Annotated in this window: 31 protein-coding genes and 1 riboswitch; of the genes, 6 read left to right on the top strand and 25 right to left on the bottom strand. The window is 62.7% G+C overall.

Going from position 1 to position 23,810, the window contains the following annotated elements:
* Nucleotides 1-32: 32 nt before the first annotated feature.
* From EB815_RS17645 to EB815_RS17630, 4 genes are read right to left on the bottom strand one after another with little or no spacing between them, the layout of a single operon-like run.
* Nucleotides 33-1,094, bottom strand: a complete 1,062-nt coding sequence (locus EB815_RS17645) for an ABC transporter substrate-binding protein (RefSeq protein WP_056571672.1) — start codon at nucleotides 1,092-1,094, stop codon at nucleotides 33-35.
* Nucleotides 1,095-1,133: 39 nt separating this feature from the next.
* Nucleotides 1,134-2,111 (bottom strand): PfkB family carbohydrate kinase, encoded by a 978-nt coding sequence (locus EB815_RS17640; RefSeq protein ID WP_056571669.1) that lies wholly within the window; start codon nucleotides 2,109-2,111, stop codon nucleotides 1,134-1,136.
* A complete protein-coding gene (locus EB815_RS17635) occupies nucleotides 2,108-3,157 on the bottom strand; it encodes an ADP-ribosylglycohydrolase family protein (RefSeq protein ID WP_056571666.1) in 1,050 nt (349 codons plus the stop codon). Before EB815_RS17635 ends, EB815_RS17640 begins: the two co-directional genes overlap by 4 nt.
* A gap of 3 nt (nucleotides 3,158-3,160) precedes the next feature.
* Nucleotides 3,161-3,886 (bottom strand): GntR family transcriptional regulator, encoded by a 726-nt coding sequence (locus EB815_RS17630; protein WP_056572142.1) that lies wholly within the window; start codon nucleotides 3,884-3,886, stop codon nucleotides 3,161-3,163.
* Nucleotides 3,887-4,071: 185 nt separating this feature from the next.
* Here EB815_RS17630 and EB815_RS17625 point away from each other — a divergent pair, with 185 nt between their 5' ends.
* The 3 genes from EB815_RS17625 to EB815_RS17615 all read left to right on the top strand — a co-directional run bounded on the left by EB815_RS17625 (nucleotide 4,072) and on the right by EB815_RS17615 (nucleotide 6,015).
* Nucleotides 4,072-4,329 carry a hypothetical protein gene (locus EB815_RS17625; RefSeq protein WP_056571663.1) on the top strand — a complete coding sequence of 86 codons (258 nt, stop codon included), beginning with the start codon at nucleotides 4,072-4,074 and terminating at the stop codon, nucleotides 4,327-4,329.
* Between the two features lie 136 nt (nucleotides 4,330-4,465).
* Nucleotides 4,466-4,759, top strand: coding sequence for a hypothetical protein (locus EB815_RS17620; RefSeq protein ID WP_056571660.1), 294 nt, complete (start codon nucleotides 4,466-4,468; stop codon nucleotides 4,757-4,759).
* A gap of 185 nt (nucleotides 4,760-4,944) precedes the next feature.
* On the top strand, nucleotides 4,945-6,015 hold the full coding sequence (locus EB815_RS17615) for a sensor histidine kinase (RefSeq protein ID WP_056571657.1): 1,071 nt from the start codon (nucleotides 4,945-4,947) through the stop codon (nucleotides 6,013-6,015).
* Between the two features lie 6 nt (nucleotides 6,016-6,021).
* Here the strand turns inward: EB815_RS17615 and EB815_RS17610 are convergent, their stop codons facing one another.
* From EB815_RS17610 to EB815_RS17570, 9 genes are all read right to left on the bottom strand, one after another.
* Nucleotides 6,022-6,507, bottom strand: a complete 486-nt coding sequence (locus tag EB815_RS17610; protein WP_056571655.1) for a pyridoxamine 5'-phosphate oxidase family protein — start codon at nucleotides 6,505-6,507, stop codon at nucleotides 6,022-6,024.
* Nucleotides 6,504-6,695: a hypothetical protein gene (locus EB815_RS17605; RefSeq protein WP_155772452.1), complete on the bottom strand. Its 192-nt coding sequence runs from the start codon at nucleotides 6,693-6,695 to the stop codon at nucleotides 6,504-6,506. The genes EB815_RS17610 and EB815_RS17605 overlap by 4 nt, the downstream gene beginning before the upstream one ends.
* 272 nt (nucleotides 6,696-6,967) lie before the next feature.
* A complete protein-coding gene (locus EB815_RS17600) occupies nucleotides 6,968-7,132 on the bottom strand; it encodes a DUF3309 family protein (protein ID WP_064983672.1) in 165 nt (54 codons plus the stop codon).
* 298 nt (nucleotides 7,133-7,430) lie between these two features.
* Nucleotides 7,431-8,033: a hypothetical protein gene (locus tag EB815_RS17595; RefSeq protein WP_056571646.1), complete on the bottom strand. Its 603-nt coding sequence runs from the start codon at nucleotides 8,031-8,033 to the stop codon at nucleotides 7,431-7,433.
* A 381-nt stretch (nucleotides 8,034-8,414) separates the two neighbouring features.
* Nucleotides 8,415-9,041: a methyltransferase family protein gene (locus tag EB815_RS17590; protein ID WP_244494092.1), complete on the bottom strand. Its 627-nt coding sequence runs from the start codon at nucleotides 9,039-9,041 to the stop codon at nucleotides 8,415-8,417.
* A 230-nt stretch (nucleotides 9,042-9,271) separates the two neighbouring features.
* Complete coding sequence (locus EB815_RS17585) at nucleotides 9,272-10,288, bottom strand: ABC transporter substrate-binding protein (protein WP_065005383.1); 1,017 nt, start codon at nucleotides 10,286-10,288, stop codon at nucleotides 9,272-9,274.
* Nucleotides 10,281-11,048 (bottom strand): ABC transporter ATP-binding protein, encoded by a 768-nt coding sequence (locus tag EB815_RS17580; RefSeq protein WP_056571640.1) that lies wholly within the window; start codon nucleotides 11,046-11,048, stop codon nucleotides 10,281-10,283. The genes EB815_RS17585 and EB815_RS17580 overlap by 8 nt, the downstream gene beginning before the upstream one ends.
* Complete coding sequence (locus EB815_RS17575; protein WP_065005346.1) at nucleotides 11,045-11,863, bottom strand: ABC transporter permease; 819 nt, start codon at nucleotides 11,861-11,863, stop codon at nucleotides 11,045-11,047. Before EB815_RS17575 ends, EB815_RS17580 begins: the two co-directional genes overlap by 4 nt.
* Before the next feature lie 34 nt (nucleotides 11,864-11,897).
* Nucleotides 11,898-12,506: a YkoF family thiamine/hydroxymethylpyrimidine-binding protein gene (locus EB815_RS17570; protein ID WP_056571635.1), complete on the bottom strand. Its 609-nt coding sequence runs from the start codon at nucleotides 12,504-12,506 to the stop codon at nucleotides 11,898-11,900.
* Nucleotides 12,497-12,610, bottom strand: a riboswitch (TPP riboswitch). (Overlaps the previous gene by 10 nt.)
* Nucleotides 12,611-12,803: 193 nt before the next feature.
* On the opposite strand from EB815_RS17570, the gene EB815_RS17565 reads away from it, so the two are divergent.
* Nucleotides 12,804-13,112 carry a hypothetical protein gene (locus EB815_RS17565; protein ID WP_056571631.1) on the top strand — a complete coding sequence of 103 codons (309 nt, stop codon included), beginning with the start codon at nucleotides 12,804-12,806 and terminating at the stop codon, nucleotides 13,110-13,112.
* Between the two features lie 104 nt (nucleotides 13,113-13,216).
* Here EB815_RS17565 and EB815_RS17560 read toward each other — a convergent pair whose 3' ends face one another.
* The 3 genes from EB815_RS17560 to EB815_RS17550 all read right to left on the bottom strand — a co-directional run bounded on the left by EB815_RS17560 (nucleotide 13,217) and on the right by EB815_RS17550 (nucleotide 16,820).
* Nucleotides 13,217-14,005 (bottom strand): formyltransferase family protein, encoded by a 789-nt coding sequence (locus EB815_RS17560; RefSeq protein ID WP_056571628.1) that lies wholly within the window; start codon nucleotides 14,003-14,005, stop codon nucleotides 13,217-13,219.
* 518 nt (nucleotides 14,006-14,523) lie between these two features.
* A complete protein-coding gene (gene msrA / locus EB815_RS17555; RefSeq protein ID WP_056571625.1) occupies nucleotides 14,524-15,042 on the bottom strand; it encodes a peptide-methionine (S)-S-oxide reductase MsrA in 519 nt (172 codons plus the stop codon).
* A gap of 209 nt (nucleotides 15,043-15,251) precedes the next feature.
* Entirely contained in the window at nucleotides 15,252-16,820 is a 1,569-nt protein-coding gene (locus EB815_RS17550; protein WP_056571623.1) for a glycosyltransferase family 39 protein, read from the bottom strand.
* Nucleotides 16,821-16,996: 176 nt separating this feature from the next.
* Between EB815_RS17550 and EB815_RS17545 the strand changes: the two genes are divergently transcribed.
* Nucleotides 16,997-17,704: a hypothetical protein gene (locus EB815_RS17545; protein ID WP_056571620.1), complete on the top strand. Its 708-nt coding sequence runs from the start codon at nucleotides 16,997-16,999 to the stop codon at nucleotides 17,702-17,704.
* 204 nt (nucleotides 17,705-17,908) lie between these two features.
* Here the strand turns inward: EB815_RS17545 and EB815_RS17540 are convergent, their stop codons facing one another.
* The 6 genes from EB815_RS17540 to EB815_RS17515 all read right to left on the bottom strand — a co-directional run bounded on the left by EB815_RS17540 (nucleotide 17,909) and on the right by EB815_RS17515 (nucleotide 20,282).
* Nucleotides 17,909-18,307 carry a GNAT family N-acetyltransferase gene (locus tag EB815_RS17540; protein ID WP_244494086.1) on the bottom strand — a complete coding sequence of 133 codons (399 nt, stop codon included), beginning with the start codon at nucleotides 18,305-18,307 and terminating at the stop codon, nucleotides 17,909-17,911.
* Nucleotides 18,308-18,523: 216 nt separating this feature from the next.
* Nucleotides 18,524-18,841 carry a hypothetical protein gene (locus tag EB815_RS17535; RefSeq protein WP_065005382.1) on the bottom strand — a complete coding sequence of 106 codons (318 nt, stop codon included), beginning with the start codon at nucleotides 18,839-18,841 and terminating at the stop codon, nucleotides 18,524-18,526.
* Nucleotides 18,842-18,944: 103 nt separating this feature from the next.
* Complete coding sequence (locus EB815_RS17530; protein ID WP_065005345.1) at nucleotides 18,945-19,139, bottom strand: hypothetical protein; 195 nt, start codon at nucleotides 19,137-19,139, stop codon at nucleotides 18,945-18,947.
* Nucleotides 19,124-19,363, bottom strand: a complete 240-nt coding sequence (locus EB815_RS17525) for an ABC transporter permease (RefSeq protein ID WP_065005344.1) — start codon at nucleotides 19,361-19,363, stop codon at nucleotides 19,124-19,126. The genes EB815_RS17530 and EB815_RS17525 overlap by 16 nt, the downstream gene beginning before the upstream one ends.
* Nucleotides 19,360-19,560, bottom strand: coding sequence for a hypothetical protein (locus EB815_RS17520; RefSeq protein WP_065005343.1), 201 nt, complete (start codon nucleotides 19,558-19,560; stop codon nucleotides 19,360-19,362). The genes EB815_RS17525 and EB815_RS17520 overlap by 4 nt, the downstream gene beginning before the upstream one ends.
* A gap of 2 nt (nucleotides 19,561-19,562) precedes the next feature.
* Nucleotides 19,563-20,282: a glycoside hydrolase family 108 protein gene (locus tag EB815_RS17515; RefSeq protein WP_081294884.1), complete on the bottom strand. Its 720-nt coding sequence runs from the start codon at nucleotides 20,280-20,282 to the stop codon at nucleotides 19,563-19,565.
* A 214-nt stretch (nucleotides 20,283-20,496) separates the two neighbouring features.
* On the opposite strand from EB815_RS17515, the gene EB815_RS17510 reads away from it, so the two are divergent.
* Nucleotides 20,497-20,712, top strand: coding sequence for a hypothetical protein (locus EB815_RS17510; protein ID WP_155772450.1), 216 nt, complete (start codon nucleotides 20,497-20,499; stop codon nucleotides 20,710-20,712).
* A gap of 3 nt (nucleotides 20,713-20,715) precedes the next feature.
* On the opposite strand, the gene EB815_RS17505 is transcribed toward EB815_RS17510, so the two are convergent.
* The 3 genes from EB815_RS17505 to EB815_RS17495 are packed head-to-tail and all read right to left on the bottom strand — an operon-like array spanning nucleotide 20,716 to nucleotide 23,746.
* Complete coding sequence (locus EB815_RS17505; protein WP_155772449.1) at nucleotides 20,716-21,234, bottom strand: hypothetical protein; 519 nt, start codon at nucleotides 21,232-21,234, stop codon at nucleotides 20,716-20,718.
* A gap of 5 nt (nucleotides 21,235-21,239) precedes the next feature.
* A complete protein-coding gene (locus EB815_RS17500; RefSeq protein ID WP_065005340.1) occupies nucleotides 21,240-22,019 on the bottom strand; it encodes a LamG-like jellyroll fold domain-containing protein in 780 nt (259 codons plus the stop codon).
* Nucleotides 22,019-23,746, bottom strand: a complete 1,728-nt coding sequence (locus EB815_RS17495; RefSeq protein WP_065005339.1) for a hypothetical protein — start codon at nucleotides 23,744-23,746, stop codon at nucleotides 22,019-22,021. Before EB815_RS17495 ends, EB815_RS17500 begins: the two co-directional genes overlap by 1 nt.
* Nucleotides 23,747-23,810 lie beyond the last annotated feature (64 nt).

The raw sequence follows: 23,810 nt of genomic DNA, 5'->3' as shown, positions 1-23,810 counted from the left end.
GGCGCGAACCGACGGCTGGTCCGGACGTAGACCTACTTCACGTCGACCTTGAGCTGCTGCCAGAGCGCCAGGTAAGCCTCGCGCTGCGCGTCGGTGATCGGCGCCTGGAACTGGATGCGCTTGGCGACCTCTGGATCGCCCATCACCTTGCGGTTGAAGGCATCCTCGGGCAGAGCGTCCACCGCCTTGGTGTTGGCGGAGACCGGGGCGCCGACCTTGGTGACCCATTCGACATAGAATTTCGGGTCGATCATCCAGTTGATGAAGGCCTGCGCACCCTCGACGTTCTTGGAGCCGACGGGAATGGAGAAGGCATCCAGCCAGGCGACGGCGCCCTCCTGCGGAATGACCAGGGAAACCGGCAGCTTGAAGTGCGTCTTGGCGCGGTCGGCCGAGCCGCTCCAGTAGGTGCCGATGTCGATCTGGTTGGAGGCGACCATCTGGTTCCAGTCGTTCTCCGAGCTCCAGAAGGTCTTGATCTGCGGCATCAGCGAGGTGAGCTTCGTCTTGACCGCATCCATATCCTTGATGTCGTTGATGTTCTGGCCGGTGGCGATGGCGCCGAACTGCACCGCCTCGACGGCGTCGTCGCGAATGACGACGCGGCCCTTGTGCGCGGGATCCCACATTTCGGCGATCGACGTCGGCGGCTTGTCGAAGGACTTTTCGTTGATGGCGAGCGCGGTCAGGCCCCACACCCACGGCACGCCATAGACCTTGCCGTCATGGTCGAGCATCGGCGAACCGGCCTTGTCCTTGCTGATGTCGGCATAGTTCGGCAGCTTCGACACATCGATCGGCTGGATCAGCTTTTCCGCCATCGCCTGGTCGTTGAAGGCAGCGTTGATCATGACGACGTCGTAGAGGCCGGGATTGGTCCGGATCTTGGTCAGCATTTCCTGTTCGGAATTGAAGAAGTCGTTGACGACCTTGTTGCCGGTCGCCTTCTCGAAGGCCGCGACGGCCCATGGCTCGTCGGCGCCGTAGCCTTTCCAGTTGAGCACATGCACTTCGGCGGCACTGGCGGCCAGCGTGAGCGCGGTGGTGAAGACGGCCGTCGCCGTCAAGAGAGCAGTCAGTCTTGGCATGCGCATGTTGGTTCCTCTCTTTGTTTGCCCGCTTGGCGGGGCTTGTCAGGCTGTCTGATGGGCCTTCTGGTTCTGGCCCGGCGCGCCGGTCGCGGCGGCCTGGCTCAGGAAAGTCTGGATTTCGGCATCGTTCGGCGCCGATGAGCCGCCATGACGGGTCACCGAAATGGCCGCCGCCGCATTGGCGTAGCGCGCCGCCTCGAAAGGATGTGCACCCCGCGCCAGCGCGCTGACGAAAGCGCCGATATGGGCATCGCCGGCGCCATTGGTGTCGACGGCATCGACCTTGAAACCGGCAACGGTTTGCGCCGAACCGCCGGCCAGCCTGACATGGCAGCCCTTGGCGCCGGAGCGGATCACGACACCGGCCGCCCTTGGACAATGATCGGCGAGAAGCCGCGCCGCGAGGGTCTCGACATCGCCCTGGCCGGCGATCTCGGCGGCTTCCGCCATGTTGCAGCTCAGCCATGCCGAGCGGGCCAGCACACGCGCCAGGATCGGGCGTGGAATGTCTGAAATGACGGGCGTCGGGTCGAAGACAAAGGGAATGTTTTCCGGCAGCGCCTCGATCCAGTCGGCGAGTGCTTTGCGGCTGCCCGGGTAGCTCAGCGTATAGCCCGAGGTGAACACCCAGTCTCCCGGCGCTACTGATACCGGCGCCATCATGTCGAGGTTGAGAATGCTCTCCGCACCGGGCCATGACACGAAAGTGCGTTCGGCATCGCTCGAGATCATGGCGACGCAATTGCCGCTGTCCATCACAGGCGATGGCGGCGTCAGTGTTTCGATGCCCTCGGCGGCGAAGGCGGCGCGCAGGAAATCGCCATTCGGCCCGCTGCCGAGTTGGCCGCCAAACACCACTGTCATCCCGGTGCGGGTGGCCGCGACCATCATGTTGAAGCCGCCGCCTGCGACCTGCGCGTAGCTGGATGCCGTCTTCTCAGTGCCTGGCGCCGGCAAGGCGTCGATGCGGTAGACATAGTCGACCACCGCGCTACCGATATGGACGAGACGCCCGCTCATGCCGCGGCGTCCTTGCCGGAACCGGCTTTTGGTGCAAGGCCTTTGGACGTCCGCGCAGCGACAAGATCGGCGGCAAGCGCGCGAACATCCGTCATGTCGATCCCCCTGAGGCCGGCGACGCGTTCCCTTGGCAGCCGTGAAAAGCCGGTGCAGGCGCCGGCCATGCCGGCCGCGATGGCGCCGATCGTGTCGGTGTCGCCGCCGAGATTGGCGCTGATGACCGCCGCTTGCCATGGGTCACCATCGGCGACTTCCAGCACAGCGAAGGCCGCGGGAACGGATTCCTGGCTGGCAACGCCGGTGCCGACCAGATCGGTGATCAGCCGGATCGCATCCCTCATCACCTTGCCGCGCACCAGATCCTGCGCCCAGACGATACGCGCCGCGATGTCGCCGCCGGTCACCCAATGGCCAAGCGTCGCCCCTCGCCTCGCCGCCGCGACGCCGCTGTCGGATGCGGCGCGCCAGTCGCCGCCGGAAACGCCGTGGCTGACGGCGGCCGCGACGGCGGCAGCCGACGCTATGGCTATCGAGGTGTTGTGCGTCGCCCGGCAGGTCTCGGCCACCTTGGCGACGAATGCATCGAGCGGTTCCAGCGGCATCATGATGCCGACCGGCGCGATGCGCATCGCCGCCCCATTGGTGTCGCCGCTACGTCCCGCCTCCTCGGCCGGCACGCCATTGTTGATGGCGTCGATGGCGCGCTTGGTCGATGGTCCCAGGAGATCGTAGCTGCCGCGCGCCTTGACCTCGCGCTCCCAGTCGAGCAGCGCGTTGACCCAGCGCGCATGGTCGAAGCGCTCGCCTGAAACAACCAGGATGCGGCCAAGCAGCAGCGCCTGTTCCGTATCGTCGGTGATGGTGCCGGCCGCGAGCCCCTTCGATACCGGATGATCGGCGAAGGGCGCGATGAAATCCTCGACATGGCCGTAGAGTTCGGCAATGCGCGCCGGCGACAAAAGCTGCGTCGGCATGCCGAGCGCGTCTCCCAGCGCTCCGCCGACAAGCGCGCCCATGGCGCGATCAAGTGTGGTGTCGTCCGGCATCGCTCAGAACCTCATATGCAGCGCGAAATGCGCGGGATTGAGCAGGCTGGTGACATATTCGATCGGCCGGTCGTCGGCCGCACGCGTCAGCCGGCGGCCGCGCAGGAAGGGTGTACCTTGGGGGCAGCCCAGAATGGCGGCGTCCTCGGCGTTGAGCATCTCGATACCCACCCATTCCTCGCCATGGTCGGGGATCAGGCCGGCGCCGCGCAACGTCTGGTGCAGCGATCCCTCACGCAGGCCGCGCAGCGGCACGTCCTCAAGCTCCGGCGACAGCGGCAGGCGGCTGCGCTCGATGGAAATCGCATGGCCATCGCTGGCGTTGGTACGCACCCGGTCGACAGCGATGAAGAACGGGCTTTCGATGCCAAGCAAGGCTGCCAGATCCACGTCTTCGATGACTTCCAGCCGCAGCGTCCTGGTCTCGGCATTGGCGCCAGCATTGGCCAGCGCCCGCGACCAGCCGATGGCGTCGTCGACCGGCTTGCCGTCGAAGGTGACGAAGGAGCCGATGCCGACCTTGGTGGTGATCAGCCCGCGGCTGGACAGTTCCTCGAGGCCCTTGCGGACCGTGTTGCGACTGACGGAGAAGCGCTGGACGAGTTCGTTTTCGCTTTGCAGGCGGTCGCCGAAGCCGAGCAGGCCGGAACGGATTTCATGTTCCAGAACGGTCGCGATCTGCTCGGGCTTGCCCGTGCCGGGAGACAGTTGAACCGCGCGCCGCTTCATATTCATACCTGTTCAGTGAACCTGTATAATCCTGTTCAATATATGGTCACAAAACGCGTGTCAATGCGGTGCCGAGGGCAGATGGAGAAGGCAGCGAGTTCCCGGCCCCGGAAAATGTGGTGGAGAGCCGGACAACCGACCACTGGGCCCGACACTGTGATAGGTTCGCGCGTCGAAGGAGCACCATGTCCCATTCAACAGAGCATAAGAATCCCAAGCTGATCGTCGTGATTGCGTTCGATCGCGGCGAGGACGGGGACCTGTTTCCAGCCTTCGGCCCCGCCGACCAGCAAAGCGAAGACCGCGCCATACGCACGGCCAGGGCTTTGGCGGTTAAACACGCCGGCGTGATCGCCTGGAGCCGGGATGCCGACCCGACCCTTGGGGACTACGGCCCGCCGACCACGCTGTTTGCCAGCGGCGACGTCCCGGACATGGAATAATCCGGTAGCGCCCAGGCAGCCCAGAAGGAATAAAATCTGATTTTAATATTCGTTCACCTCAAGGAACTGTTTTCTCTCAATCCCGTTTGTCTTCAGGTCGTTTATTCCAATGACCTCGACAGAGAGGAATTCCCAGATGAACTTCAAGATGCTCACGATGGGCGCGATGGCGCTTGCTATGATGACTGGCTCGGCGTTGGCCGCTTCGGGGGGCAACACCTCCGCGCTCGACAATCCGGAGAAGATGGCACCCTTCTACACGGACTCAGGCATGAAGACGATGAAATCCGAAAAGGAATTCAAGGCCGCCTGGATGGCCATGAAGGAAGAAGACCGCGCAGGCATGATGAAGGAATGCAGCGACAAGGCCATTGCCAAGTCGCATGACAATTTCTGCAAGATGACCAAGCAACTCGGCGGCGCAAACTGACCAGTCACGATTTGGGCGCATGCCGAAATCGAACAGCCGGAAGAAGGCGGGCCGAGTGTCCGCCTTTTCAGCGATACGTGGGACATCACGTCATCGTGGCTGGTGATTTACTTCGCGACAATGGCCGGGCAAAGGTGTAAGGCCCTTGCCTGGAGAGGCAAAACGCCGCTCGTCTGGCTTGCCCCATGTTTCAACCCATTGCGAACATCGAAGACGCGCAGACGCTGGCGCAGGCGATCGTCAACACCATCACCGAACCATTCCTGGTGCTGGACGAGCAGTTTCGCGTGCTGGCCGCCAGCCGCTCCTTCTACAAGACATTCGAGGTCGACCCCGCGCAGACCCAGGGCTCGCTGCTCTATGCGCTAGGCGATGGTCAGTGGGACATTCCGGCACTTCGCTTGCTGCTGGAGACGATCATTCCCGAGAAAGTCGCCATGGACGGCTTCGAGGTGGAGCATGATTTCCCGCGGATCGGCCGCCGCACCATGCTGCTCAACGCCCGCAAGGTGCTTTACGACCACAGCCCGGCCGTAACCATCCTTCTCGCCTTCAATGACATTACCGCCCGCCGTGTCATCGAACGGGAAAAGGAAGAATTGCTGCGCCGCACCGAGGATCTTCTTCACCAGAAGGACGTGCTGCTGCGCGAGATGGAGCACCGGGTTGCCAACAGCCTGCAGATCATCGCCAGCATCCTGTTGCTGAAGGCACGCTCGGTCACGTCGGAAGAGACGCGTCAGCATCTCAAGGATGCCCACCAGCGCGTGTTGTCCGTGGCAGAGGTGCAACGCCATCTTCATACCTCGGTTGGCGTCGACGAGATCGATGTTGGCTCCTACCTTCCGAAATTGTGCAGCAGCCTCGCCTCGTCGATGATCGGCGAAGCCCAGCCCATCACGGTCGCTGTCATGGCCGAAGGCGGCAGAATGGATTCACAAAAGGCGGTCAGCCTTGGGTTGATCATCACTGAACTGGTGCTCAACGCCATCAAATATGCCTTCCCCAAGGAAAAGTCCGGCGCCCTTATCCAGGTGACCTTCGAGACCGCGGGCAACGATTGGAAACTGACCGTTTCGGACAACGGTGTCGGCAAGGTCGCCAACGACTTGCCGAGTACTGGACTTGGAACAGCGATCGTCGAGGCACTGGTGAAACAGCTGGAGGCCAAGGTGGAAACCGTCAGCGACACCAACGGCACAAGCGTCTCGGTCACCCGGGCAACGTTCACTTCACGAGTGCCGCGCGCGGCGTAGGAACCGCTACCACGAGGCCTGCCTTCCCGACATCGCCTCGATCCTGATCCGATAGAATAGATGGCTGCCCGAGAGCGCCAGAGTATCGCCGGGCTTCAGCGCTCCAGGCTCCCACCAATTCCCATGCTTGGCAAGAAGCGACCAGGCAAGCCGGCGATCGCTATCGACCGGAGCGATCATCCTTTCAACGCCGGTCATGCAGCCATCTGGATCAGGCGCTTTGGACAACTCCTCGAACAGGCCTTCCACCACGACACTCCTCCAGCCATCGACACCGCCGACATCGTCGACCTGAAGGCAGACATGGGGATTGGCCCGCATCCAGTCGACTTTCCTGCCGGGAAGCGAGAAACTGAAAATGGAATTCTCGCCAAAGGCGAAATGGACCGGCACCACATAAGGTTTCTGGTCACGCACGCATGCCAGGCGACCGATGCGTTGCGTCTTCAAAAGGGCGACGCACTCCTGCCGCGTCATCTCCTTGATGTTCATCCAATCCTTCTTCCTGTTCGGGCCGCGCGCTCGATGCGGCGTACGACCTTGATCGCCTCTGCTTCCGCTATGCCGATCAACCCATCGATCTCCTGGATGGTCTCGACATGCTTGCCAGCGCCGCCATCCGCCGGGACATGAAGATCATCGCGAATTTCGCAGAGTGCGGTTCTGAGTGCTGCGGGCATCGGGCTGCCTTCCGCAAGCTCAACAGTCTCGACGCAAGCCGGTTCCTTCGGCTTCAATGCAAAAGCCCGCTCCGGGATGCCGGGGCGGGCCTTGGAGGAGGATGAAGGGGTGGGACCCTCTCCTCTTGTTTCCACGGGGGGTGTGGACCGAATTCACAATACGATAGTCGCGAAAAATTTGGGATCACAAGCCGGCTTGCTTCCATCACAATCCGGTGCGCTCCGACCTGGGCTTGGTCACAAGATCGCGATTATCCGAAGCTTGCGGGCCTCTAGATCCGCCCTAGCACGACAAGGATGATAATGATTAGCAGCACGAGCCCGAGCCCGCCGCCACCATAGTAGCCAGTCCCATAGAACGGTCCGCCGCCGAGCCCGCTGAAACCGCCAAGCAGCGCGATGACAAGGATGATGATGAGTATGGTGCCTAAGCTCATGGTTTCCCGCTCCTGTAGGCGCTGCCACGCCGGTTTTAACATCGCCACATGCGACGTTTCGAAGACGTGAACGTTCGAGCAGCCTTACCGTTCCGCGCTATAGTGGGCACGGCATCCGCACGGAGATGATTTCCGCCGGCGAATGCAATCTCGGGCAATAAAGCGCCGGTGGAAATTGAAAGCGCTCGACATGCAGGAAGCCCGCCTGAGTGACGGGCTTCCGACCGGCCGAAGGCCAGGAGAGTGCTGTCAAAGCCTCACGGCTGGTTTCGCACGTCCGACCCTGGCGCTCTTTGCCTCAACGACGGGCGATCAGCAGGCAGAGTTGACGCAGATCGCGGTCATAGGTGCCTGCGCTGCTGAGCACGTCGACGCAGCGCTTCTTCATGCGCGCTACCTGGCCGCCGGACATCTGCGCTACGACACCCGGGAGGCTCGGGTTCGACGGGTTGCTCGGGTTGGACGGATTGCTCGGGTTGGACGGAGTTGTCGGATTGGTTCCACCGATGCCGATGCCGACCCCGACGCCGCTCGCGCCGCCAACATTGGCGCCGAGCCCGGCGGTAACGCCACCCGTCCCGCCGACATTCGCACTGGTCCCCGCATTGATGCCGTTGCTTCCACCGACCGAGGCCCCCAATCCGGCGCTGACGCCGTTCGAGCCGCCGACATTGGCACCGGCACCAGCATTGACGCCGCCGCTCCCGCCAACCGAAGCGCCGACGCCGGCGTTGACGCCACCGCCGCCACCGACGGAGGCACCGACACCGGCATTGACGCCGCCGCTACCACCCACCGAGGCCCCGACACCTAGCCCTGCCGCATTCGCTGGCAAGGAAAGAACGAGGACGATTGCACTACCGGCCAACACACTGGCGACTGTCTTGATGGTAAAAGCCATAACACTCTCCTGTTGTCGTTGCGCTAAGGCAGTCGGCGTACAGCCGATTGCAGATTTAACTACGTGACAAAGGAGAGCAGGTTTCAAACCATCACATACTTGCGATGATGATGGTGTTTATTGCAAGAATGCAGAAATTATAAGAGGAATAAAAATATAATACACGTGTAAAAAACATTCTACGTCAAAGAGCGCGAATTATCGATATAGCAGCTGATCTTGGAATAAAAACGATTTTTCATGGAAGCGTCGCTCCGTGTCAAACCGGAAGATCGGACATCACTCAGCGATCAGGACAGAAACAAGGAACCGCTCCGGGCAAGCGCTGCCAGCCATCCCCAGTCCTGGCAGGATCGGCTCTCTTCAGCGACAGTCCTGCTCTCAGAATATCCGGTAGAACAGCCTGTAGTGCACCCGTTCCATGTAGGCGCGATATTCCGGCTCGGCCGCCAGCAGGGCCTCCTCGCGCAGGATGCGATACAGTTGCAAATAGGTGATGACCGCATAGACCGCGAGGTTGTGGAAGGAGAAGGCCGACAGCAAGTAGAGCACGTGGCCGGCAAGGTAGCCGGCATAGATCGGGTGCCGCACGATACGGTAGGCGCCGCCCGTCATCACGCCACGGTTGCCGGGCAGGATGGCAAAGGAACGGCCCAGCGATATCTTGCCCCAGATGACGAATAACAGCGCCGCGAACTGCAGCGGCGCGGCGATATAGACTGGAATGAGCGCCGTGCCTGGTTCAAGGCTGATCAATGCAACCCCGAAACTGGCGCTCACCGAGACGATGACCGTAAGTGGATTCCAGTCGCGCGTCACCGGACGCCGCGACACGAGCAGCCAGGTGAAGGTGAGTATCTCGGAAATCGCCACCAAGGCGGCGTTGAGCCGAGTCGGATCCTCCACGACCTGGTAGAGGCCGCGATAGACGAACAGCCCCGCGCAGGCCAGGGCGCAGGCACGAAAGAAGCCTTCGCGCAGGTCGGCAAGGATCTCGCGCTTGCGCACGTCGGACAAGATCCCGTTCCGGCCTGCGCTTGAAAGCGTTTCACTTTTTGACGTGAGCAAGCCAAGCACCCCGATGATCCCTCGAAGGGACCATTGCATGCAACCATTGCCGGGCGGTTAACCGGCAAGATCGGATCGGGATTGTCGGGATCGACCAGAAGGCTGGAGAAAGACGCGCCCCGACGCCAACCAATAGCGCACCGAGTGCACCGGCTGACGCGCATCCAGCCTCAACCCAGATATGAATTTGCGAAATACCTGGCGAAATCCGGACGTTGCGTCAGAACCTTGCCATCGACGTCTCGCAAAATGCCCGCGGTGAAGAGATAGCCGCCGATCGCGCCCATCTTCACCGGGTCCATCGTGCCGATGGCACCGTTTTCCGCGCGCAGATAGTGTCCGTTGATCAGCACTTTCAGCGACGCCTCGATCAACGACGGATTGGTCAGGGCATCCTTGTTGGCGGCGATCAGCAGCGCGGCGGCTTCTTCCGGATGATCGACGGCGAACTGATAGCCGCGCCGCGTTGCCTGGACGAAGGCCGATGCCAGTGCCGGGTTTGCTTGGAGATATGCTTCGCTCGACGAGATCAGCGTCGTGTGCTCGTCGGGCACGCCATAATCGGCATAGACGAAGCTGCGCTGCTTGACGCCTTTGAGTTCGGCCTCGACGCCCTCCCAGGTCGCGACCTCCAGCGTGAAGTCGACCGAGCCATTGGCCAGCGCCTCATAGGCGGAGGTGCCGAGCGTCACCGTCTCGAACTTGCCCTTGCCACCGTCGTGGCGGATGATGGTCGAGATCAGCGCATTTTCCCAGGCGCTGCCGAAACCGCCATAGGTCAGGCCGTCTAGGTCCCTCGGGCTTTTGATCTCGCTGCGCGCCGCATTGAAGACCACGCGGCCGGTTTCGGCCTGCACCACCGCATAGACCGCCTTCAAGTCGGCACCGGCGGTCCTCTGGGTGAAAAGGCTGATGGTGCCGTTGATGCCGAAATCGGCAACGCGGTTGGCGACCAGCGTGCCGGCGCCGGTGTCGCTGTAGGGCAGGATGTCGGCCGCGAGGCCGGCCTCGCGGTAAAATCCCTTGTCGCGGGCGACGAACAGCCCGATGTGGTTGGTGTTGACGGTCCAGTCCAGCGCGACAGATACTTTTTGCGTTGCCGCAAGCGAGCGGCTCGATCCCCCAACCAGCGGAAGACCGCTGGCAAGGGTGAGCAGCAAAGCCTGCCGGCGCGTCAAGTCAGTCATGGTCATGTCCTTTGGATGGTTGAGGGTTGAGCAAGATGTCGAGGATCTCGGCCTCGAGTGCGCCGGCCTGTCGCGCGGCGGCGCCGGTCGGATCGCGCGGGCGCGGCAGCGGCACCCTGATTTCACGCAGCACACGGGCCGGGCGCGCCGACAGCACATAGATGCGGTCGGACAGGAACACGGCCTCGCGCACATCGTGCGTGATCAGCAACGCCGTCCAGCGATGGTGACGCCACATCTGCTCGAGCCAGCGCTGCATGGCCGCGCGGGTCAGCGCGTCGAGCGCGCCGAACGGCTCGTCGAGCAGAAGCATGTCGCGCTCCTGCACCACCGTGCGCAAAAGCGCCGCGCGCTGGCGCATGCCGCCCGAAAGCTGTGCCGGAAAATGCCGCTCGAAGCCGGCAAGCCCGAACTCGGCAAACAGCGGCGCGACGCGAGCCCGCGCCACCTTGCGCCTGGTGCCTTGCACTTCCAGGCCGAGCGTCGTGTTGTCGATGATACGCCGCCACGGCATCAGCGCGTCGCGCTGCGGCATGAAAGCAAAATGCCTGCCATGGTCGTCGAGCGGCGCGCCATCGAACAACATCTCGCCCCCGCCATGCTCGGCACCTGTCAGGAGTTGGAACAGCGTCGACTTGCCGGCACCCGAAGGCCCAAGGATGGAGACGAATTCGCCGGCGCCAACGCTGAGCGAAATATCGGCGAGCACGTCGAGCTCGTCGAATGCCTTGCGCACATGCCGCAATTCGAGCCGGCTCATCTCCGCGCCCCCTTCCCCGCCGGCTGCCGGCCGGCCCGTTCCCACGGCATGGCAAGGCGCTGCAGGAGCGCCGTCAGCCCGAACAGGACAAGCGTCAGCGCGGCGCTGACACCGACGGCGGCCAGCACCAGGTCGGGGCGGAAATTGTTCTTGGCGTTGAGCATGTAGATGCCCAGCCCTTTCGCCGCACCCGCATATTCGGCGAAGATGGCGCCGACCACCGCATAGGTGATGGAGATCCGCAGGCCCGCGAAGAAATAGGGCAGCGCCGAAGGCAGCCGCGCCAGCACGAAGACGCGCCAGCGCCCTGCCCCCATGGCGCGCAGCATCTGGCCGATCTCTGCCTCGGTCGCCTCGTAGCCCTGCACCAGAGCCACCAGCATGGGAAAGAAGGTGACCAGCGCGACCAGCATGATCTTCGGGGTCAGCCCGAAGCCGAACCACAGCACCACCAGCGGCGCGATCGCCACCAGCGGCAAGGTCTGGCTGATGATGAAGACAGGAAACAGCGCGCGCCGCAGCGGCTGGAAGAAATCGACCAGCATGGACAGCAGAAAGGCGGTACTGAGCGAGCAGGCAAAGCCGATCAGCGTGGCGCGGATGGTGGGGATAGCGTTGTCGACCAGCGCCTCGCGATTGAGCAGCGCCTGTTCGAAGACGCGTGACGGCGCGGGCAGGATCGTCGGCTTGATGCCGGAATAGGTGGCGTAGAGCTCCCACGCAACGAGCAGCAACCCGACCGAGATGACGGCGGGTATAGCCTTGGCAAGGGAAGCCGCGATCGGGCGCGGCACTGATGATGAGACCACGAGCATAACCTTTGACGGGTCGCGCGGAAGCGCGGCCGGCCTAGACAGCCGACGGGCTGTTGGCCGAAACCGTGACGTCGAGGGTTACGTGGCCGGCCCCCGGCCCGAAGCGGCAGAAGGCCTCGTTCAGCGCCGAAAAGATCGCGCCAGTGTCGCCGCGCAGTTTGGTGCAGAAGTTCTTGGAGCGATCGTAGACGCCGGACTGCTTCAGGAAATCGATGCAGCCATAGATCTCGTCCATGTGGTCGCCTGTGCCCATCACATAGAGTGAGAATTGCGCCGCCGCCGGCTGGCCGGTGGCAGCAGCATTGCGCACCGCGGTGATGGCGGCTTCCTTGCGTGGGCCAAGCGGCCCGACAGGTCCGCCAAACGCGTCTGAGCGGCAGATCGGATCATCCGGCTCGCCCGGGCAGCCGCGCGAAATGGCCGCCGACAGCACGCAATGCTTGCCGCTCCGCGCCGCCGCCACGAACAGATCGCGCAGCGCCGGGAACAACACTTCGGGCGGCCCGACCAGCAAGGTCGAGATGTCGTCGGTCTCGATCCTGAGCCTGTCCCGGTAGGGATCGAGCGCGCCGAGCGCACCGAGGATGACGCCGACGAAATCGTCGGCCATGGGATATAGGGAAATCTGTGCGCCTGAAAACATCGCCCGCCTCGCTCCGCTGGTATTACCCAGATCAGCTTCTAGGGTCTGTGGGCTTGCCGCCCCCGTCTCAGCCCCGACCGTACGGAGCACCCCTGTGGATGGACGCCTTAAAGCACCATTCGAACCGAAGGGGAAGCCGTTTTTTCGGCGCACCGGGCCAAAAGCATTGCACCAGATCTGATCACAGGATGGGCGCCGGAGGTCCTCCCCGCGCGAATTTATCGGGAACCTTCGCCACGCCGCGAGGTTGACCCACCAGTCGCAACGCGACGAGTTCACAGAAATGGAGACAGAACCATGTTCATGAAAATCCTCGCAGCTTCGGCGTTCACCGTTGCCCTTGCAACATCCGCGATGGCGCAAAGCAATAGCGCAAATGGCACGGACGGGTCGAGCGGCAGCGGCCAGTCGATCACCGTGGACCCCAGCACGCCGGCGTCACCCAACACGGTCGATCCGGCGGCGACCAACAGCACCACCACCGCCCCGGGCGACATGAATTCCAATGCGGACAAGAACTGCCCGACCAATCCCCAAGGTGCGCAGAGCGATGCCAACGGCAACGCAACCGCACCGACGGTGAACGACAACAACTGCGGCAAGTAATTTCGATCGCAACCAGGGAGATCGCGGAGCGCGAGCGCCGCGATCTCCCTGTGTAACCGGTCTCAATGACCGGGCTCCGGCAAGCCGCTTTTCTCGCTGAAACGCTATTTCAGGACACGGCTTCTGACTTGAGGGCGCGCAAAAGCGGCGCGCAATTTCAAGAGCCGTTTGAGCAGGCGGCCATGGGTTAGATAGCGGACCCTGCCATCGGCGAGATCGAACTCGGCGGTGCCCCATCGTGCGACCGGCGCTTGTCCGGTCGGCGGGCCAAGTCGTCCGATCTGGAACGCCAGTCTGACCTTGCGGCCGGCGACATCCAGATAAATCCCTGGAATATTGCCCAGCACATGCCATAACCGCGCGACATGCTCGATCGACATGGCCGGCGAGATCATCGTGTGGGCCGGTTCAAGCCGCGCCCAGATGAAATCCCCCGCCGGCTGTCGTGTCCCCGAAAGGTTGCCTTTGCAGTAGGCGGGCGCCACCTCGCTCACCAGCGTGTGCATTGCGCTTGCCAGGCCGTCGATCAGGGCCCGCCGCGACGCCCAGTCTGTCTCCGAAAACGACACCTGCCCGAGGATGTCGCCGTCGTCGAAGGCGGCGGACATCTTGTGCAGCGTCACACCGCCATGAACGGCATGCTGGCCGTCCACCGCCAGGCGGTGGAGAGGATGCGGCCCCCGATAGTTGGGCAGCAGCGCTGGGTGAAGATTGAGCCCGCCCTTGGGAAAAATGCTCAGCAATTGCGGTGGGACCAATGTGGGGAAAGCATAGCAGATCAACACAGCGGCGTTGACCTGCGACAATTGATTGCCGAGCGTGTCCCAATCATAAGGCCGCCCAAATTCGATCAGCCTTGCCGGCGTGTCGCCGACATAGCGCCTGAGCAACAATCTGCGTTTCAGTCTTCGGCGTAGATTGCCGGTGCTGAAGTGCTTTGGGCGCCGACACAACCCAGGCACAACGATCGCCCCGATGCTATGGCCTGCTTCAAGCCACCCTGCCAGCAGCGGCCCGGTAAAGTGGTTGACGTCGAGTATGAACACGGCCGAAAGCCGGTCTTGCCCGGTCTGCGGGCTCAAAAGCAGCACCCTCTCAAAGCGCCCGTCAAGCCGATCACCTCATTCAAACGACGATCGAGCCAGGCCTTTTCGGGCGGGCCGACCGCTTGCCAATGAAGGCCGTCGATCAGGTCTTGATTTGCGAAGACGGTATCAAGGCGGTGACGTCCGAAAGGCGGCCCCCTTTCGTCAGGACTGGCTTCTGATAAATCTTCTTCATGCTTCCCCCGTCGGATCATCCGCGCAATTTCGGCAATGCCACCGCCCGTCAACCGTCATGCGATGGCTGGCCGAGCGGCAATCGGTGAGGCGATTATAGTCCCATGCCGTGCGAAAGCCTATCCGTAAACTTATGAGACGGCTTTCTCACGAACCGGCAGCTTCCAGCCTGGCCTGACGAAATGGCAGGTATAGCCGTTGGGATATTTCTCCAGATAATCCTGATGCTCGGGCTCGGCCTCCCAGAAAGCACCTGCCGGTGCGACTTCAGTAACGACCTTGCCCGGCCACAGGCCGGAGGCATCGACGTCTTCAATGGTGTCTTCGGCGACGCGCTTTTGTTCGTCGCTCGTATAGTAGATCGCGGAGCGGTAGCTCATCCCGACATCGTTGCCTTGGCGGTTGCGCGTCGTCGGATCATGGATCTGGAAAAAGCGCTCCAACAATGTGCGATAGCTGATCACGGCCGGATCGAAATTGATCTCGATGGCTTCGGCATGGGTGCCGTGGTTGCGATAAGTGGCATTGGGTACGTCGCCGCCGCTATAGCCGACACGAGTGGAGATGACGCCGGGGTAGCGCCGTATCAGATCCTGCATGCCCCAGAAACAGCCGCCGGCAAGCACCGCGCGTTCGGTCGAAGTCGCCATGTCACGTCTCCTCAAGAAAGCAATTCAGGGGAAACGCTAGCTGTTTCCAGCCTGAATTGCACAACAACAAATTGGATTTCCCACAAATGGGCATTGTCGGCGGCTTCGTCCAGTCGACTGGAAGTGAACGCGGCGCCTACAGGGTGCGTGCGACCCATGCACGAACGAAAATATCACGATGCGGAACGGAATCGACCGCTCGACAGGCTTCAGTTGCGCGGATGCCGGGTCCGGCTGTCGGCGGCAAGCGGCAAATACCGCGTGCCGGGCGGAATGGCGGCAAAATTGATCGTCACTGGCGGCGCCCCGCGCGACCAGTTGAAAAGAACGGTCTTGACCGGGATGTCGTCCAGCCATGCCCGCAGTTGCGGCGGCACATCACGCCCCGACCAAATCATCAGCATGCCGTGGTCGCGCAGCCGCTGTGTTGTGATCCAGGGCGCGAACCGCGTATTGAGGTCGGTGAAGATCGAAGGCTTGTCATAGGCGTTGAGGCCCGCCAGCATGGCCAGATTGGTATCGCCGCCGACAATGTCGAGCCGGCCGGGCACCGCTGCGTGCCAGACCGCCTCGGCCTCGTCCGAGATCGGTTGCGCCGGCCAGCAGACGGCGTCCATGCGCCCCCGCACATTGCAATCCGTCCAGCGGATCGCCGCATAGGCGGCCGACATGGTGACGATGCAGGTGAATGCGCAGATCGCCAGCCTTCGCATCTCGAAGGCACCAAGCCGGTGGCCGAGGAAGGCGAGCGCCACGACGCCGACAAGATTGTACATCGGCGCGCCCCAGGATTCACCGGTGCCGGTGAACAACGAGGCCAACATGATCAGGACCGCCGGGCCGAGCCCCATCCATACGAGATAGACCAGAATGCCGCGTTCGACGGGCGCTTCTGGGGCAGGCGAACGCCGCAGCAGCCCCGATATCGACAGGACCAGGAGAAAGCCGGAGAGCCCGGCCATCTGGACACCGATGTAATACAGGCGAGCACGGTGTTCCGTCACCCAGGCGTCGCGGTCGGCGAAATAGGTCAGCGGCAGGAAATCGATGCGGTAGAGTTCGATGGCCAACGGCGCGGCGACGGCGAGAAAAACCGCAAGGCCGAGCCATGGCCAAGGCGTTGCAAGCCGGCCGCGCGCGCGCGCGTCGGACAACAGCCAGAGAGCGCCGAAGGAAAGCAGCAGGCCGGTGGAGAACTTGGCATAGAGCCCGACGCCCGACACCAGTCCGAGCGCCAGCCACCAGCCAGGTCCACCACCGCGGCCGGCACGCCAAAGCAGCCAGCATATGGCCGCCCAGAACGGCATCTGCGCATAGTCATGATTGAATTGCGGGGTCGGCCAGCCGAAGAAATAGACCGACGGCATCAAGAGCACCGCGGCCAGCGCGCGGCTTTGCCCGAGCATGTCGCGGGCCAGCAGATAGACCAGGACGAAGGTCGACGAGATCGTCAACTGGGCGAGCAGATATTGCGGCCAGCGGAACGATCCGGTCAGAAGATGGCTCGTTTCAAGCAGCCAGCCGGGAAGCTGCGGATGCTTGTAGGTCAACAGCACCCATTCGCGGCCCCACATGAACCCTTCCACGACATCGCCAGGCGGCGCGGGGTCGATCAGCGCCGGCACCATCGTCCAGCACACGATCTGCACCAGGCACAAGAGCGCCAGCAAATACCAGGGATGACGAAGCAGGCCGGACCAGACCGACGAACGGTCGATGCCCGCGACAGGCAACCCGCCCGGCAGCCAACCATCTATGGAGTCGTCAATTCCCGTCATGCGGCGCTTAAATCACACCGACCGGTTCGCCGAACAGCCCCAACGTCGAAGCTTACGAAAAAGTATACTTGCAGGCCATTGCAGGACCAAGATTGAGCGGGAATTTCAGCGCTCCATTGCCCTCCCCGACAGAACAATCCGCATATCTGATCCTGTCTGAACCTCCCGGATACTCAATGCGTCACCAGCATGCCGTCATCCACCACCGCGCGTTCGATTTCTGGCTGGCGCGCGCGGCTGTCCTCGTCATCATCTGCCTGCAGCTTCTGGTCATCAACGATCTCTCGTTCGGTCCCCGCTGGCTGGCGCCGGCCCTCGAGGCGGCGCTGCTCGTGCCGCTGTCGGTCGCCACGGCCTGGACACAGGTCGCCACCCAGAAGGCGGTCGAGGAGGAGCACTGGTATCTGGTCGGCCGGTTCCGCGTCATGATCCGCAGGACGGCCCTGGTGATGACCGGGGTCGTCAGCATCATGAACTGCGGCTCGCTGGTGTTCCTGGTGCGCGCGCTGCTGGCGGGCCATGCCGGCTCCAGCGGCCAGACGCTGCTGATCGACGCGCTCAACATCTGGGTCACCAATGTCATCATTTTTGCCTTGTGGTTCTGGAGCACCGATCGCGGCGGGCCGCCGACCTGCGGCCTCGTCAACCGCGCCCATTCCGATTTCCTGTTCCCGCAAATGACCTTGAACGACCGCGAGATCCGCGACTGGCTGCCGGGCTTCGTCGACTATGTCTTCCTCGCCTTCACCAATGCGACAGCGTTTTCGCCGACCGACACCTTGCCGCTCTCCCAGCGCGCCAAGCTTTTGATGATGGCCGAGGCGATGATCTCCCTGCTGACGATCGCACTGGTCGCGGCCCGCGCCGTCAACATCCTGGCCTGATCCATGTCGTCCAAAAGTGACCTCGGCTTCGGGAAGACGACATGCGTAAAAAACAAAGCCCTGAAGCGCGCCGCATGAATCCACTTCGCCGCGGCGCGCTTTAGCCCAAAACGCAAAAAAGCCCGCTCCGGCGAACCGGAGCGGGCAGTTGGATTGTCCGCGACTGTCGTGAAGCCGGAGCGCGAGGTGGAGGATCCACCACCCTCAATCCGCGCCGAGGTCGCGTTCGAAGACCACCTGGTCGCGCAGCGGAATGCCGTTCACAGCCGAGCCTTCGGGGTAACCGGTCGATGGCCCGAAGGCGTCCTGCACGATACGGCACATGCGAAATCCCTGTCGCTGGTAGAAACGCAAATTGCCGATATCGGCCGTTGCGGTCGAGACGATCAGGCGCCTGCCGTTGCGCTCGCGGCAACGGGTGATTGCCGCCGCGACCAGGGCACGCCCCAACCCCTCGCTCTGCCTTGCCGGGCGGACCGCGAGGCTCTTGAGTTCGAACACACCGCCCTCACCTGTCTCGATGACCTGCGCATGGCCGACGATCCGACCGCCATCGCGCGCGACAAGCACCTCGCCCCGATCGATGTAACTGGAAATCTGCATGGGGGAATCGTCTGCCAGGGCAAACAGAGGCCGTAAAGCCTCACGGTTTCCGTCGTATCGTTCAATAAGCATTCGCAGGTCCGGAAGGGATCAACGCCACCGCGAGTTCGGCGGCCCTGCTCTGGATATAGCAGCGGCCGGTCAGAAGCCACAAATGCAAAAATCCCGCCCTTGCGCGAGCTGTCAGGTGGAGATTTCGGCACGCAAAGCCTGCGGCTATTCCTCCGGGGCCGGACTGAACTTGCGCACGATCACCTCGAACAAAATATCCGAAATCCACATGGCGCAGACGCCAATGAGAAAGGCGGCCGCCAGCGTTGTCGTGTCGTCATTTGCCAGCGGCAGGCCCGTGGCGCGGGAATATTGGACCAGGGGCAGCGTCAGATAGGCGGCGGCGAGCGCGCCGCAAATGGGTGACGCCACCATCTCGCGCAGCTTGTAGCGGTGCCGCGACAAGGCGCGCAGGACGCCGCCGGCCAGGCCGGCGACAACGACCGGTCCCTTGATGCCGAGCAGATCGAAAAAATCATGCATCATCTCATCGCCCTTGCGATCAGGAGACCAAGGACCGATCCGGCGCCGAAAATGACCAGCCGGCCGAGCATCATGGCTGCATCCGGGGTAAATGCCACGAGAGTCATGGCTGCCATCCGCACAGTTTTTCGCCCTTGCGATTGTGTGCCAACAACGCCTTGACCTCGGCGTCCGGCAATGTCTCGACCGTGGCCGCCGACAGGCGCAGCGGGTTCGACACCGCGCAGAACCCGCCCTTGACGGTTGTGCAGCCTGCCATCGCGGCCAGCACCGACAGCAGCATCAATCCCTTGCCCATGATTTGAGCTCCTTTCGCGCGGTGGCGGCTGGCAGCGCGCCGATATCGTTCTGGACCTGGTCCGCGATGTCGTGCGCAGCGGCTTCGGCGGCGGCTTGCCTGGCACGTTCGCCGCGTTCGCCGGCAAGCCGCTGGCGGACGCCCCAGCCGAGCGCCGCGAAGATGGCCGCACCCATGCCGAGAAGGGTCGGATTGCCGAGCAGGAAGGACAGCAGCGCGCTCATTGGTTCGCCTCATCCTTGACCAGATAGCCGACGGCAAAGACGGCGATCGGCAGAAGCGTCGCCCATGTCTCGGCGTCATACCAGGACGGCCAGAGGTTGCGCACGAAGACACCGCAGACCGACAGGACCGCGGCGGCGATGGTCGCGGCCGTCAGCTTGTTGGTCGGGCGGATGGTAGGTTGGATGACAGTGGCCATGATCAGAATATCCCTTGCAGGGCAACGGCAATGTGGTGCCAGGCGGCATAGGCAAGCAGCAGGCAGGCGGCGATGACCCCTCCAGCCTTGGCGGCAACCGGAATCCCTGAACCCGACGCAGCCTCGGCGGCCGACGTTTCAACATCGGGTGGCTGCGGGACCGGCCCAGGGACCAACGCTGGCGTTGCGGGCTGCGCGGGCACTGTCGCGGGGGCCGACATCAGCAAGGCTTGGGTCCGCACGGACTTGACCCGATCGGACCAGCCCCGCCCGAATGTCCCCCATGTCGGCAATCGCTTGAGAAACGCCAGACGGGCATCACAAAGCTGGTCGATGACGATGCCGGCGGGTCTTGCCCTGGCTGCCGCCAGCGTGGCCGGACCGATGCGCCCGTCCTGGGAGACGCCCACGGCTGCCTGCAGGTATTTTGCCGCCCTGCCCGGCCCGCTGTTCACAGCGAAATCGAACACGGCGTAGTCGACACCGTCAGGCAGCTCAGCGCCGAGCACGGCGTCCCAGTAGAACCGCCGATAGACGGTCGCGACCTGGTCGTCGCCGATCTTCTTCAGATCGGCCTTGCTGGCATCGGCCTTCACATAACGGCGAAAATTCGCCAGCGTCACGCCCTTCATGGTGGCGCCGCCAGGGTCGGCCGGATTGTCCGACCAGCCGCCCTCGGATTTCAGGACGAGCGCAAGCGCCCGCGCAAAGTTGCGGTCCATGGGGGTTCCTTTCGGGTGATAGTGGCTCGAGTTATCGATGCGGAGCTACAGTGGATTTGAAGCCCGTCATCGTGGGGCCGTCAGGTCGTTTGGATGGTTCGAATAACCGCCTTCACGTGCAAGCACGCGGGCAAGCGATTCCTTCTCACGGGAAAGAGCCATGACAGTTCCTTTTGAATGGTGATGGTCTATGATTGATGCGGGAGATCGAAAAATGTCCGACCAAACTGCAATCGTTTTAATGCCCAGCGAGTACTTGAACCCGGACTGGGACGTCGAATTGCCGCCAGATGCTATCGATTGGCGGCGTTACATCGGGGGCGACCTCATGGACGCCTGGCAGACGTTCACCCCCGAGCAGAGGAGACTTCTGGCCGAAAACTCCTATCGCATTCGCGAGGATGAGTTGAATGGCTGGCCCGAAGACTGAGGGTCAGATCCCGGAAGCGTAGAGCCAAATGGTGTCCAACTCGGCCGGCTCAAAGTTGAGTTCTGCCGAGAGAGAGACAACCAACGGATGATTCCTGCTAAAGCTTGTGGCCTTGCGCCACTCGACGGATGAGCGAGCCCTATCGGTCGCATCCGGGATGGCGTCGATCAGCCCTTCGATGTCAGCTTCAGAGAGGCCGACCACCGGCAGCATCATACAGAGTTGACGCGGGCTCAGCGGGGGAAGAGCGGCCCGGATTTCCTCTGCAGTTAGATCGGTGACGGTATACGTTTTCGTCGTCGAGCGGGCATCCTTCGGCCAGTCCGATACTGGATTTAGCGACAGCCTTTGGGTTGCCGGATTGTAGACTGGCGGCGCGTCAACAACGAGCAGACCGAAACCGATATCGACCAGTTCGTCGGCCGTGAGAAGACGCTCAGGCCCATCATCCCCCGACATCCAGCCAGGATGCCCGACCTCAGAAAATGAGCCGTGGCTGTCCGTGTGGAGAAATGTTTGCATGATGCTCACCTATCTTTGAAGGGGATAGTCGGGGGAGTGAAGGCTGCGGTATAGCGTCCAACACCCTTGGTGATGCGGATTTCTTCCGCCCAGCAATTCGAGTAGCTCAGCGAGCCAAGGTAGTCCCTGCCGAACCAGAAGCCATTCTGAAGAAAGCTCGTGGCCGACGCGCCGGTAGCAATCTGAACACCGTCAACGAAGACCTTCATGGTTCCCGACGTTCTGGAAACCGCAAAGTGATACCAGGTGGAAATGACCGGACTCCAGGAGAAGGCCAGTTCCGATGCCACGCCCGCTTTTGCAATCTGCCAGCTTCCCGCAGTTGGCGTCTGATAGATCGCAATGCCGCTATTGATATTCGTATGGACCATATTTGAGTTAACGGCCTGAAGCACATTGAAGCGGATGAAAAACTCCAGCGTGAAGTCGCCGGAGCCCAAGGCAAAATCTGTGCTTGGGGGGACCGTGATATAATCGCCGCTTCCATCGAGGCTGATGGATGAACCCCCAGCGAACACCGATTCCGCTGTGCTGATCTGGGCGTCGCCGAGAGCGGTCACCGTCTTCGGAGTGGGCGAGTTGTCGATGATGGTTTTGGACCCATTCGTGCCGTCCCCGTGCAGCAAGAGAACGACACTGGAGTAATTTGGATCAACCAGTATGGGCTTCCAAACGCCGGCATCTCTGGCGTAAAGCTCCCTCAGAGGCCTCCAGACGGCGGAGTTCCTGACACTCGGCTCATAGCTCGGCTTCCAAACGCCGGCATCTCTGGCATAAAGGGTCATCAGATTTTCGCCCAGAAATCGCCATCTGCCCCGCCCGAGGGCGACGCAGTGGATATTGTCACGGCTCGAGCGGCCATCGACCCGATATTCGCTGCCAGTGCATATCGAGCGTCCAAGAGGGTCGTGTAATTACCCATGTGGACAATCTCATAGGCGTTGGCGCCCATCGACCAACCGCCGACCTTCCATTTGTTGTCGGTGTCGATCCCGAGGTGGGCCGCGTAAGCTCCGTTCCGGTTGAACGACATGAACGCCGCATTGCCGACCCCGGTGATAGCGTTGATGATGAGGCCAGAGGTGCCGGCTGCGGGGCCACCGGTCACGCCTATAGCCTGGCCCGCGGTGGTATTGATGCCCTGGCCGGCTGTAAAAGCGTTGGCCGTGTTGAGCTTGGCGACATTGGACGCTGCAACGCCGCTGTCCTGCAGCGTTTTGCCTCCCGTTCCGTTGAAGCTTGGCAAGTTGCCAGAGACGGCAGATGCCGGACCAGTGGCGACGCTGGCCGCAGCAAGGCCACTATCCTTGCCGGCCTTGCCTGTCGTGTCATTGAAGCCAACGAGATTGCTCGTCGTCGATGAGGCAGGTCCGGTGAAGTCGCCGGTACCGCTACCATCCGCACCCTTGTCGCCAGTCCGATCGAACGTGAGCCAGCAGGCCATGCCATTCGTCATCGAGCCCGACCCGCTAACGTAGGCAAGTGCCACCTTTCGATAGCCCGACCCGTCGACAACGGAGCCGGACACATTGAACGCGTATTTGACCGCAGCCGAGGTCTTGGACCGTATCGTCAGCACCCCGCGAACGGTGTTGGTGCTGTCATCGAACGTATCGAGAAAAGCTGTCTGCAAAACGCCGTCGCTGTCCAGATTGTCGATATACGCGGCGGTCGCCGACGCGGCGGTGGCGTTGTTCAGCCGCAAGGTGCCGTTGCCAGGATCTGCATCGGTGGTTGTCGTCGAGAAGGTGTAGCTCAGCGCCGCCACCGAATTCGCCGCCGCCGTGGCCGATGCCGCGGCGTTGGTGGCGGAGGTTGCGGCATTGGTCGCCGAGGTCGACGCCGCCGTGGCCGAGCCCGAGGCAGCGCTCGCCGAGCCGGCCGCCGCGGTGGCCGAGTTGCCGGCATTGGTGGCGCTGGTCGCCGCCCCCGAGGCGGAGCCGGATGCCGCACTTGCCGAAGTGCCGGCGTTGGTGGCCGAGGTCGCGGCCGTGGAGGCGGAGCCGGCCGCCGCCGTGGCCGATCCGGACGCGGCGGTGGCCGAAGTGCCGGCATTGGTGGCGCTGGTGGCGGCCGCGTTCTTGGAGGTCAGGGCCGCCGCCGCGCTGTTGGCGGCGGCCGCCGCGGCCGCCGTGGCATCGCCCAGCGTGTCTTCCGAAAGGAAGAAGGCCAGCGTGATGGCATCGGTGCCGATCACCGGGTTCAGCGTTTCGAAGGCATAGACGAAATCGGCGGAGGCCGCACCCTGCTGCACGTGCACCGTCGTGCCCTTCTGCATCGTGCGCGCGGTGCGCGCATCGGCGGCGCGGAACCACTGGCCCTCGCTCGCCGTATAGATGCCGTTCTCGCTGGCATCGGTCTGGTTCTTCACCAGCACTCGGTCGCCCACATAGGTGGCCACGCCATCGATATTCTGCAGCCCATGCAGGGTTATGTTGGCCGTGGTCGCCAGGCGCACGGGTTCGCGTTCGCCGGTCAACAGGCGAACGGCGGCAGTTGCAGGTCGGGCCATGAGGCTTGCTCCATGAAAAAAGCCCCGCGAAAGCGAGGCTTGAGGATGTCGGGTCGGTTGACGG

Origin of the sequence: Mesorhizobium loti (genome assembly GCF_013170705.1) — a bacterium.
GTDB classification, from domain to species: Bacteria; Pseudomonadota; Alphaproteobacteria; order Rhizobiales; family Rhizobiaceae; genus Mesorhizobium; species Mesorhizobium loti_D.
This window is presented reverse-complemented; position numbering and strand designations above follow the sequence as displayed.

Excerpts from the sequence above, each read along its gene's own strand:
- EB815_RS17645 (WP_056571672.1), bottom strand. The coding sequence starts at position 1,094 with ATGCGCATGCCAAGACTGACTGCTCTCTTGACGGCGACGGCCGTCTTC.
- EB815_RS17640 (WP_056571669.1), bottom strand. The coding sequence starts at position 2,111 with ATGAGCGGGCGTCTCGTCCATATCGGTAGCGCGGTGGTCGACTATGTC.
- EB815_RS17635 (WP_056571666.1), bottom strand. The coding sequence starts at position 3,157 with ATGCCGGACGACACCACACTTGATCGCGCCATGGGCGCGCTTGTCGGC.
- EB815_RS17630 (WP_056572142.1), bottom strand. The coding sequence starts at position 3,886 with ATGAAGCGGCGCGCGGTTCAACTGTCTCCCGGCACGGGCAAGCCCGAG.
- EB815_RS17625 (WP_056571663.1), top strand. The coding sequence starts at position 4,072 with ATGTCCCATTCAACAGAGCATAAGAATCCCAAGCTGATCGTCGTGATT.
- EB815_RS17620 (WP_056571660.1), top strand. The coding sequence starts at position 4,466 with ATGAACTTCAAGATGCTCACGATGGGCGCGATGGCGCTTGCTATGATG.
- EB815_RS17615 (WP_056571657.1), top strand. The coding sequence starts at position 4,945 with ATGTTTCAACCCATTGCGAACATCGAAGACGCGCAGACGCTGGCGCAG.
- EB815_RS17610 (WP_056571655.1), bottom strand. The coding sequence starts at position 6,507 with ATGAACATCAAGGAGATGACGCGGCAGGAGTGCGTCGCCCTTTTGAAG.
- EB815_RS17605 (WP_155772452.1), bottom strand. The coding sequence starts at position 6,695 with ATGCCCGCAGCACTCAGAACCGCACTCTGCGAAATTCGCGATGATCTT.
- EB815_RS17600 (WP_064983672.1), bottom strand. The coding sequence starts at position 7,132 with ATGAGCTTAGGCACCATACTCATCATCATCCTTGTCATCGCGCTGCTT.
- EB815_RS17595 (WP_056571646.1), bottom strand. The coding sequence starts at position 8,033 with ATGGCTTTTACCATCAAGACAGTCGCCAGTGTGTTGGCCGGTAGTGCA.
- EB815_RS17585 (WP_065005383.1), bottom strand. The coding sequence starts at position 10,288 with ATGACTGACTTGACGCGCCGGCAGGCTTTGCTGCTCACCCTTGCCAGC.
- EB815_RS17580 (WP_056571640.1), bottom strand. The coding sequence starts at position 11,048 with ATGAGCCGGCTCGAATTGCGGCATGTGCGCAAGGCATTCGACGAGCTC.
- EB815_RS17575 (WP_065005346.1), bottom strand. The coding sequence starts at position 11,863 with ATGCTCGTGGTCTCATCATCAGTGCCGCGCCCGATCGCGGCTTCCCTT.
- EB815_RS17570 (WP_056571635.1), bottom strand. The coding sequence starts at position 12,506 with ATGTTTTCAGGCGCACAGATTTCCCTATATCCCATGGCCGACGATTTC.
- EB815_RS17565 (WP_056571631.1), top strand. The coding sequence starts at position 12,804 with ATGTTCATGAAAATCCTCGCAGCTTCGGCGTTCACCGTTGCCCTTGCA.
- msrA (WP_056571625.1), bottom strand. The coding sequence starts at position 15,042 with ATGGCGACTTCGACCGAACGCGCGGTGCTTGCCGGCGGCTGTTTCTGG.
- EB815_RS17550 (WP_056571623.1), bottom strand. The coding sequence starts at position 16,820 with ATGACGGGAATTGACGACTCCATAGATGGTTGGCTGCCGGGCGGGTTG.
- EB815_RS17545 (WP_056571620.1), top strand. The coding sequence starts at position 16,997 with ATGCGTCACCAGCATGCCGTCATCCACCACCGCGCGTTCGATTTCTGG.
- EB815_RS17540 (WP_244494086.1), bottom strand. The coding sequence starts at position 18,307 with ATGCAGATTTCCAGTTACATCGATCGGGGCGAGGTGCTTGTCGCGCGC.
- EB815_RS17535 (WP_065005382.1), bottom strand. The coding sequence starts at position 18,841 with ATGCATGATTTTTTCGATCTGCTCGGCATCAAGGGACCGGTCGTTGTC.
- EB815_RS17530 (WP_065005345.1), bottom strand. The coding sequence starts at position 19,139 with ATGGGCAAGGGATTGATGCTGCTGTCGGTGCTGGCCGCGATGGCAGGC.
- EB815_RS17525 (WP_065005344.1), bottom strand. The coding sequence starts at position 19,363 with ATGAGCGCGCTGCTGTCCTTCCTGCTCGGCAATCCGACCCTTCTCGGC.
- EB815_RS17520 (WP_065005343.1), bottom strand. The coding sequence starts at position 19,560 with ATGGCCACTGTCATCCAACCTACCATCCGCCCGACCAACAAGCTGACG.
- EB815_RS17515 (WP_081294884.1), bottom strand. The coding sequence starts at position 20,282 with ATGGACCGCAACTTTGCGCGGGCGCTTGCGCTCGTCCTGAAATCCGAG.
- EB815_RS17510 (WP_155772450.1), top strand. The coding sequence starts at position 20,497 with ATGTCCGACCAAACTGCAATCGTTTTAATGCCCAGCGAGTACTTGAAC.
- EB815_RS17505 (WP_155772449.1), bottom strand. The coding sequence starts at position 21,234 with ATGCAAACATTTCTCCACACGGACAGCCACGGCTCATTTTCTGAGGTC.
- EB815_RS17500 (WP_065005340.1), bottom strand. The coding sequence starts at position 22,019 with ATGACCCTTTATGCCAGAGATGCCGGCGTTTGGAAGCCGAGCTATGAG.
- EB815_RS17495 (WP_065005339.1), bottom strand. The coding sequence starts at position 23,746 with ATGGCCCGACCTGCAACTGCCGCCGTTCGCCTGTTGACCGGCGAACGC.